Below are 3,679 nucleotides of genomic sequence, written 5' to 3' on the forward strand. Positions count from 1 at the left end.
CCAATGGTACCAACGTTGACGTGTGGCTTTTTGCGTTCAAACTTGGCCTTTGCCATGGGTATTTCCTCTTTTTTTGGTGAATCTTTATCAATCAAAGATCAGTTAATAGCTGTTTGACGGCTCATGATGCATACAAAACCATCAAACCGTTGACGCTATGGCTTATCTACTAAAAAATTTATTACTTTGCTAATATCTATCTATATTTTAGGTTCTATGTACATAGATATAAGTATTATACGTGCTTTTCGTTCTATTAAACATTGTAAGGCATTATATGCTGTATCGGTTGTATTACTTTATCTTACGCTACACCATTGATAAATTTGGCTTACAAACAAATTCAATACTTGTTAATAAATTGACAGCACTAAAGGGCAACACCTCAGTGTCACCCTTAAATTATCAATTGCCACACTGTATTTATAATTTTCAATATTATATATTTCAATATCAACGCAAAACTGAGTAAAAATAGCAAAGCAAACACAAAAACTTAAGCAATAAATGGAGCTCATATTGAGAATTGAACTCAAGACCTCTCCCTTACCAAGGGAGTGCTCTACCGCTGAGCTATATGAGCAAATTCTAGCCAACCGATGGGTTGTACTAAAAAAAATATCACGATACAGCATTAATAAACTGACTGTCGTGATGAATTGTTTATAGTTTTCGCGATGATGTATATATGGAGCGGGTGGCGGGAATCGAACCCGCGTCATTAGCTTGGAAGGCTAAGGTGTTACCATTATACCACACCCGCAATATCTCTCATTCAAAGAGACTCTAATCGAGAGTCATTAAGTATGAAGAGATTGCTTGCCGCTATGACAAACTTTAGAAAATATGGTGGTGGGAGAAGGATTCGAACCTTCGAAGCTTTCGCGACAGATTTACAGTCTGTTGGGTTTGACCGCTCCCCAATCCCACCTTATGTTGCTTTGAATAAAAATAACTTTAAATCAAAGCAAATTCATAAAAAGCTACTTTGAGAGAGATGGTGCCGACTGCCGGGATCGAACTGGCGACCTACTGATTACAAGTCAGTTGCTCTACCAACTGAGCTAAGTCGGCTTGTTCTCTCAAAGTGGTGGCTATTCTATCAAATATTTTGAGAGACGCAAGCACTTTTTCACCTTTTTTCTAATTATTTTTATAAATTTATTTAAACACTTGATTGTATTATGATTTTTTAATATCAAAACATTCGTTTTTATTTTGCTTCTAGCCTATCGCATGCCTCTTTATTAAAATTTAGCGAATGCGCAAGCCGTTACAAGCCATTTCTACCGCTCTTACTAGTGCCAACGCTTTTTCATTGGTTTCATCCCACTCTGCTTCTGGCACCGAGTCAGCAACCACTCTGGCACCTGCTTGGATGTGAATTTCGCCACGACGCATCACTGCGGTGCGAATAGTAATAGCAGTATCCATATTGCCATGCCAGCCTAAATAACCCACTGATCCGCCAAATACTGTCCGACGTACTGGCTCTATCTCATCAATAATTTGCATGGCACGCATTTTTGGCGCGCCTATGAGTGTTCCAGCTGGAAAAGTCGCACAAAAAACATCTAGCGCATCTTTATTGGGCGATATGGTACCTTCGACGTTAGAAGCAATGTGCATCACTTGTGAGTAGCGCTCGATAAACATTTTTTCGGTGACCTTGACGCTACCATGTTCACAAACACGGTCAATATCATTACAGCCCACATCAACCAACATCAAATGCTCGGCTATCTCTTTTTTATCGTTGAGTAGCTCTTGCTCAAGTGCTAGATCTTCTGCTTCATTTTGACCACGTTTACGCGTACCCGCTAGTGGACGCACGGTAACTTTGCCGTTTTCGATACGTGATAATATCTCAGGTGATGCACCAATAATGTCAAAGCGTTTATGATCATCAAGAGTATAGCCATGTATCAAAAACAAATAAGGTGACGGGTTTAAAAATCGCAGAGCACGATAGACCGCCAATGAATCGCCTGTATAGTCTGCCGTCAAACGCTGCGCTGGAACGACTTGCATGACATCGCCAGCTAAAATATGGTCTTTTATTTTATTGACATCGTGACAGTATTTATCGGCACCTGTTTGTGATACAAATGTGGGCGTTGGCATCACTGGCGCGCTCAAGTTTGGCATTTCTGTTAGCTTTTCTTCAATTTTTTCTAGCTCACGAATGGCATTGCTGTAGCCATCTTCGGTATTGCAATCAGCATAGACAATAATCGATAAGGTGTTTTCTAAATTGTCAAAAACGATCACGCTCGTTGAAAGCATCAACCACATGTCTGGCATCGACATTGGATTGGGTGCATCAGACAAACCTACCGCTGGCTCAATGACCCGTACCATGTCATAGCCAAAGTAGCCAACCAGACCACCGCTAAAACTCGGTAACGAAGCGATATCCTCTACCGTTGGCATCTTATACTGCGCCATTAGCTGGCGAATATAATCAAAAGGGTCATCCACCGCCTCTACATCGATATGATCCTTTCTTTTGGTGGTCATATTGCCATCTGCATACTGCAAAATCAGCTCACTGCCCAAACCAATCATCGAATACCTTGCCCAACGCTCGCCACCTACGACAGACTCAAATAAGTACGCAGAACCGTTTAAATCACGTACTTTGGAAAATGCGGATACTGGCGTTTGCTCATCAATTAAACGTTTTTTTATCAGTGGTGCATGACTAAATCCACGGTCTTTAAAAGCTTGGTATTCTTCAAAAGTGATCATAACAACGCTCTCTTAGCAAAATATTGGCAAAAGATAAAAACAGTATAAACAATAGTAAAAATACAAATAAAATATAGCGTCAATACTCCACCGAGTATTGACGCTGTGACGAACGGTATATTATAAAAAGCCGAAGTAGCCGCCAAAAAGTAAGCGATAACTAGCAAGCGAGTATAACAAAGCCCATTGACCGCTTCGTTGCTAAAAACGACCGCTCAGTTACCCATTTAGGCGTCTCTTGTAAGGCTTATGTGCACTCACTAGCAATAGCGATATCACTTCAAAGCTCATCAGAGCCTGTCAACCGATACCAGTAAGACAGGCACAAGAAAATGACAGCCGATTGCATCAGATACCGATGTCACAGCTGTCATTTTTTCATTATGCTAAGTATGCACAGAATATTAGCAAAACTTAATTACGCGCCACCCATGTTAAATAACCACAATGCCAAGCCAATAATAATAATGGCAACAAACAGCCAGATGAACCAACCGCCGCTAGGTTTTTTCTCTACCTGTCCAGCATTGGCTGGGTTGTCAATGGCCTGATCCATGGCGTTATTGCCTTCGGTACCAAGATCACGAGACTGACCTAGATTGGCTGTACCCGAAAACTGAGCAGTAGCCGCCTGCTTGGCGCGCAAGACATCAGGATCAGCTTCCTCTTGTAGCTCAGTTTTCGTCGTTTTATCGTGCTCTGGTTGAACAACTGGAGCTGGCTCTTCATGTACAATAGGCTGCTCTACTAACGACTCGTTGGCAGCAGATGCTGTTGGTGCAGGCGCGGCACTATCTTTAACAGGTAGCAACGTTTCGATATCTGTTTTTTTCACGACAGACTCCTCAACAATTGGTTCTTCGACAATTGGTTCTTCGACAATTGGTTCTTCGACAATTGGTTCTTCGACAATTGGTTCTTCGACAAT

Annotated in this window: 1 protein-coding gene, 4 tRNA genes and 1 pseudogene; all 6 read right to left on the bottom strand. The window is 41.5% G+C overall.

The window, feature by feature from the left end; translation table 11 throughout:
• Window positions 1-508 precede the first annotated feature (508 nt).
• A tRNA-Thr gene (locus tag JMX48_RS13870) sits at window positions 509-583 on the bottom strand.
• A gap of 106 nt (window positions 584-689) precedes the next feature.
• A tRNA-Gly gene (locus JMX48_RS13875) sits at window positions 690-763 on the bottom strand.
• Window positions 764-847: 84 nt separating this feature from the next.
• Window positions 848-931: transfer RNA gene (locus JMX48_RS13880), tRNA-Tyr, on the bottom strand.
• Window positions 932-998: 67 nt separating this feature from the next.
• Window positions 999-1,074: transfer RNA gene (locus JMX48_RS13885), tRNA-Thr, on the bottom strand.
• Between the two features lie 180 nt (window positions 1,075-1,254).
• Complete coding sequence (locus JMX48_RS13890) at window positions 1,255-2,751, bottom strand: anthranilate synthase component I family protein (protein ID WP_201538761.1); 1,497 nt, start codon at window positions 2,749-2,751, stop codon at window positions 1,255-1,257.
• A gap of 418 nt (window positions 2,752-3,169) precedes the next feature.
• Window positions 3,170-3,679, bottom strand: a pseudogene (locus JMX48_RS13895) (peptide-binding protein); the annotation flags it as partial.

The sequence above is a fragment of the Psychrobacter immobilis genome (assembly GCF_904846225.1).
GTDB classification, from domain to species: Bacteria; Pseudomonadota; Gammaproteobacteria; order Pseudomonadales; family Moraxellaceae; genus Psychrobacter; species Psychrobacter immobilis_F.

Coding starts and splice junctions, on each gene's coding strand:
- JMX48_RS13890 (WP_201538761.1), bottom strand. CDS start 2,751: ATGATCACTTTTGAAGAATACCAAGCTTTTAAAGACCGTGGATTTAGT.